We start from the raw sequence: 1,239 nt of genomic DNA on the forward strand, positions 1-1,239 counted from the left end.
CTGCATCCACATCGCCATGACGAAGCATGCCTCCTGCACTAGGTTTTCCGTCTTCAGATACAAAACCTGTACTTGTTCCACCGATATTAGGACGATCATTGGTACCCGTTACGTCAACAGTAATGCGTTGCGTTGCAGTGCCACCATGCCCATCATCAACCTGAACGATAAATGTTTCAGATGCGATTTGCCCTGCAGAAAGCGCTTGCGTTGCAAGCCGGCCGTTATCGAGCTGATATTGCCATGTTCCAGTTTGCGGATTGATGCTGATAGACCCGTATGTTCCTTGCCCATTTCCTTGAAGCGCCCAGGAATGCGTATCTAATCGATCGGGATCAACCGCTTGCAGATTTCCCTTCGCAGAATTAACTAAATCCTCCGTCACTATTCCTGAGAACTGCCCAATGATCTGAGGTACATCATTAGTACCAATAATGGTGACGGTAATAGCTTGATCGGTTGTAGCGCCATGTTGATCAGTCACTTTCATCATGACTGTCTCGGTGACCACTTCGCCTGCTGAAAGCGTATTGACCAAAGAATTATGGAAATTTGCGCCCCAAGTTCCTGTGGTCTCGTCAATAATGTAATTGCCCCATTTTCCTAACACGAGGCCGGTGCCATTACTAGAACTGTGTTGATTCTCCCAACTAAAACTCAAGGTGTCACCAGTATCTACATCCTGAACAATGGGCGTCTTACCACGTATGGTCGGGTATTGTCCTTCGGTAAAGGTCGCTGTTAAGTCACCTCCGATCACGGCGGGCGCATCATTGGTGCCCGTTACATTTACCGTTATGAGCTGTGTCGCCGTTCCGCCTTGGCCATCGCTCACTTCAACTGTAAAACTCTCAGTCTTCACATCGTCCTTGGCGATTGACTGTGTTGCCGTCAGATTATTATCAAGCGTATAGGTCCATCGGCCAGTATTAGGGTCAATGCTGAGTTGACCATAACTACCCTGCCCAGAGCCATTTAGTGTCCATGCATGAACATCATTTTTATCGACGTCTTGAACCTGTAATTGTCCAGATGTGATATTGATTGATGCATCTTCAATAACACCGCCAGTGCTAGTGCCCGAAATGCTAGGAGTGTCATTGGTACCATTAACCTGAACGCTAATAGCTTGAGTCCTTGTACCACCTTGCCCGTCATCCACTTTCACATAAAAGGTTTCAGTTGCAATTTGTCCTTGAGACAATGCTTGGGTGGCAGGATTTGAATGATCGAGTTTAT

Annotated in this window: 1 protein-coding gene; it reads right to left on the bottom strand. The window is 47.0% G+C overall.

The window, feature by feature from the left end; genetic code table 11:
• On the bottom strand, positions 1-1,239 hold a 1,239-nt coding region (locus A3738_RS06650; RefSeq protein WP_197473647.1), incomplete at both ends, for a VCBS domain-containing protein.

It is taken from the genome of Oleiphilus sp. HI0066, assembly GCF_001635725.1.